This is a genomic window from Microcoleus asticus IPMA8 (assembly GCF_013179805.1).
Classification (GTDB): domain Bacteria; phylum Cyanobacteriota; class Cyanobacteriia; order Cyanobacteriales; family Microcoleaceae; genus Microcoleus; species Microcoleus asticus.
Window position 1 is genome coordinate 1 of sequence record NZ_SRRZ01000254.1, and the last position, 3,290, is coordinate 3,290.

Annotated in this window: 1 protein-coding gene; it reads right to left on the reverse strand. The window is 54.7% G+C overall.

Annotated elements, in window-relative coordinates; all coding sequences use genetic code 11:
- Positions 1-91: 91 nt before the first annotated feature.
- A partial coding sequence (locus E5S67_RS31525; protein WP_479686950.1) for a calcium-binding protein occupies positions 92-3,290 on the reverse strand: 3,199 nt, incomplete at its 5' end.

Here is a 3,290-nt window from a genome sequence, read left to right on the forward strand (position 1 = left end):
CTTAGTAGTGTAGATTTTCAGATCTGAAGTCTATTTATTTTCAACTCACCTTTGCTGAGTCTTTTCTTGCTGCCTAGTCTAAACTCCAGTTCTAAGCCTCAGAGCGTAATATCTCTGATAGGAAATCCGAGGAGCCGATCGCCCCGTTAACCCCCACCAGATTCGCTAAAACCCGATCGGTTCCTGCTACTTGCAGCAACATACCGTTCGGAGTGGCGCTAAATTGCAACTGCTGGAAACTCAGGCCGTCGCTCACAACAAACTTATCCACGCCTACCTCGAAGTTAATCACAGTATCGGTGCCGCCATCAGCACTCAACACAAATCGATCGCTCCCAATACCTCCAATTAAAGTATCGTCGCCCAAGTCGCCAAACAGCCAGTCATCTCCAGCACCCCCATTGAGAAGGTCGCTATCTTTACCACCAATCAGAGTATCGCTGCCAGCATCTCCGTTGATAGTATCTTGCCCTTCGTTGCCGTAGAGCAAGTCATCGCCGTCACCGCCGTTGATGCAGTCTTGCTGGTCGTTTGCGCCCACCGAGACACCCCGGTTATCGGAACGATCGCCATAGATGGTATCGCTGCCCTCGTCACCGCAGAGCTCATCGCTGCCGTCACCGCCGTAAATCAAGTCGTCGCCCCTATCTCCGTGTATGAGGTCGTTAGCTTTGCCGGCGTAAATCAAGTCGTTGTCTTGACCGCCGGCGATGGTATCGTCACCCTCATCGCCGAACAGCACATCAGCACCGATGCCACCAAAGAGCAAGTCCCGGCCGCCAACATCTTTAGCTCGACTTCGAGCACCACCGTACATGGTGTCGTCGCCACTGTCCCCAACAAGGGTATCGGAGCCGAGTTCGCCCCAAATCAGGTCATTATCTTTGCCACCCCAAACACAATCATTGCCTTTACCTGCTTGCACGGTATCATTACCGTGGCCGCCGCCCATGATGTCGTTGCCGCTGCCACCAAAAATTAAGTCTTGTTCGCCGGTATCCCCAAGTGACTGGGAACTGCCACTGTCGCCGAGCAGAGTATCGGCTCCTTCGCCGCCGTAGAGCGTATCGGAGCCTAATTGACCGTAGATGATGTCATTGCCTTTACCTCCGTAAGCGCGATCGTTATCTTTGCCTGCAACCAGCGTATCGTTGCCTTGTTGGCCGTGGAGCAAGTCGTTGCCGAAGCCTCCGTACAGCAAGTCGCGTCCCTCGGAGTCGCTGGCCCTTTTGTCGCCGATGCCCCCAAACAAGGTGTCGGAGCCGATGCCACCAAACAACGTATCGGAGCCGAGTTCGCCCCAAATCAAGTCATTTTCTTTACCTCCAAGGGCAATATCGTCACCTTTGCCGCTATGGATGGTATCGTCGCCCTCGTTGCCGTTAATGAGGTCTCCAGCCTCGCCTCCGAAAATCAAATCGCGAGCATCGTCAGGACTCTGGGAGTTGTTCTGCCCGTTGTCTCCCAAAATCGTATCGGCACCTCGATCTCCAAACAGGGTGTCAGAGTCTAAGTCGCCGGCAATCCAGTCGTTCTGTTTGCCTGCGAATACGATATCGTTGCCCTCGTCTCCGTAAACAATATCGGTGTCAATGCCGCCAAAAATTGTGTCATTGTCTTCGTTGCCGTAAATTTCGTCCGCGCCGTCTTCACCTAAAAGCAGGTCGTTGCCTTCAAAACCGACAATTTTTTGGTTGCCTTTGGTGTCTGCGATGAAATCATCGCCGTCGGTTCCTTTAGTGCTTTGTTCCTCTGAAAATTGTGAAATCGGCTGGATAAATCCAACTGCGGGTGGTTGCTGCGGGGGCGCAAAGTTAATTCCCGGTTTTTCAATAATGGGCGAACACTGACAGTCGGTATCTGTTTCGGCGATCGGACTTGAGATGGGCGTCGGAGTTGGCGTCGGAGTTGGCGTCGGAGTTGGCGTCGGAGTTGGCGCAATCGGCAGGGCGACAACCGCGACAGTAGCGACAGCGGGACTGATAGCGCCGTCGTTGTCTGTGGCGCTGTAGGTGAAATTGGCTCCTGTAAAGTTGCCTGTCGTGAAGAAAAATAGTTGCTGTAGCTGTTGAGGCGTCAGGACTTGACCTGGTGTCACTGGTACGCCGCCGTTGGCTGGATCTCCTAAAAACAGGACTGCTTGGTCTGCTGGGGGCAGGGTGTTGATGGTGTAAGAGACGATCGACCCGTCGGGGTCGCTGCCTCCCAATCCCGTAATTAACTGGCTGCTGTTGGGCCCGAGGCTGGAGTTGGCATTGTTGACCAATGGCGGTTGGTTGTCAGTTGTCGTCGGTGTTGGAGTTGGTGTTGTTGTCGGTGTTGGAGTTGGTGTTGTTGTCGGTGTTGGAGTTGGTGTGGGCGCTATCAGTCCAGCCACACTAGCGGTAGCGACTGGACTGATAGCACCGCTGTTGTCTGTGGCCCTGTAGGTGAAATTGGTTCCTGTAAAGTTGCCCGTCGTGAAGAAAAACAGTTGCTGCAACTGTGCTGGAGTCAGGACTTGACCTGGTGTCACCGGTACGCCGCCGTTGGCTGGGTCTCCTAAAAACAGGACTGCTTGGTCTGCTGGGGGCAGGCTGTTGATGGTGTAAGAGACGATCGACCCGTCGGGGTCGCTTCCTCCCAATCCCGTGACTAACTGGCTGCTGTTGGGCCCGAGGCTGGAGTTGGCATTGTTGGCAATTGGCGGTTGGTTGTCAGTTGGAGTTGGAGTTGGTGTGGGAGTGGGCGCAACCGGCCGCAAGATAGCTGCCACCGTAGCGACAGCGGGACTGGAGGCGCCGCTGTTGTCTGTGGCGCTGTAGGTGAAATTGGCTCCTGTAAAGTTGCCTGTTGTGAAGAAAAATAGTTGCTGTAACTGTTGAGGCGTCAGGACTTGACCTGGTGTCACCGGTACGCCGCCGTTGGCTGGGTCTCCTAAAAACAGGACTGCTTGGTCTGCTGGGGGCAGGCTGTTGATGGTGTAAGAGGCGATCGACCCGTCGGGGTCGCTGCCTCCCAATCCCGTGACTAACTGGCTGCTGTTGGGCCCGAGGCTGGAGTTGGCATTGTTGGCAATTGGCGGTTGGTTGTCAGTTGGAAGTATGACCGCGACATTAGCGACAGCGGGACTGGTGGCGCCGTCGTTGTCTGTGGCGCTGTAGGTGAAATTGGCTCCTGTAAAGTTGCCTGTGGCTTGCAAAAATAGTTGCTGCAATTGTGCTGGAGTCAGGACTTGACCTGGTGTGACCGGTACGCCGCCGTTGGCTGGATCTCCTAAAAACAGGACTGCTTGGTCTGCTGGGGGCAGG